The following is a 771-nucleotide window of genomic DNA, read 5'->3' as shown; positions in this document are numbered from 1 at the left end:
GCCTGAGAGGTCAGATAGTTCATCAACTGATGCGCCTCCGGCATGAAGTCCTGGCCGTATCGGATGTCCTCGAAGTTGAAGAAATTCGAGAAGTGGGTCGTGAACGCCGAGTTGACGAACAACACCTTTTCGCCCGTCTCCGGATGGGTAAGCACCACCGGGTGCTCGGCGGCGGGGTTCTTCGCGGCCATCGCGTGACGTTCTCCGATCGGTAACTGGGCGCCAAAGGTGTGCTCGGCATCGTGCTTGGCGTACAGGCCATCGATCCGTCGCTTGATGGTGTCGGGCAGCTTTTCGTAGGCCATCACCATGTTGGACCACATGGTGTCGCCGCCGGTCTCCGGACCCAGTTCGCAGCGCAACACCGCTCCGCGGGGCGGTGCCTTTTTGTAGGTGACATCGGCATGCCAAAGGTTTTCGCGGCTGGCCTTTTCGACGTAGCTCTTGGGCTTGCTCGGGTCAAGGTTGCGGTACAGCATCAGCAGCTTGTCCGCCTCCGGATGGCTCGGCGCGAGGGGATGGGCTTCCAGTTCGGCGAACTGCGCGGCGAAGTTCTGTTGCTCCATCGGCGTAATGTTCTGATCGCGGAAGAACACGACTTTATGCTTCAGCCACAGCGCCCGGATTTCGGCAATGGCGTCAGCATCCTGGGCGGCATCAGCCAAGCTGATGTTGCTGAGTTCGGCGCCGATGGCGGGCGTGCAAATCTCCACCTTGATCGAGTGCTGGCGTACCGATGGCCGGACAATGGCCGGTGCCATGGGCGTGGCT

General features: G+C 60.8%; 1 protein-coding gene. It reads right to left on the bottom strand.

Features of this window, described 5'->3' with window-relative positions; genetic code table 11:
• Positions 1–771: TauD/TfdA dioxygenase family protein (locus AWB81_RS43745; protein ID WP_235026276.1), on the bottom strand; the 771-nt coding region annotated here is incomplete at both ends.

The organism is Caballeronia arationis (assembly GCF_001544975.2).
GTDB classification, from domain to species: Bacteria; Pseudomonadota; Gammaproteobacteria; order Burkholderiales; family Burkholderiaceae; genus Caballeronia; species Caballeronia arationis.
The sequence above is the reverse complement of the archived record's forward strand: the minus strand, read 5'-3'. Positions and strand labels throughout refer to the sequence as shown.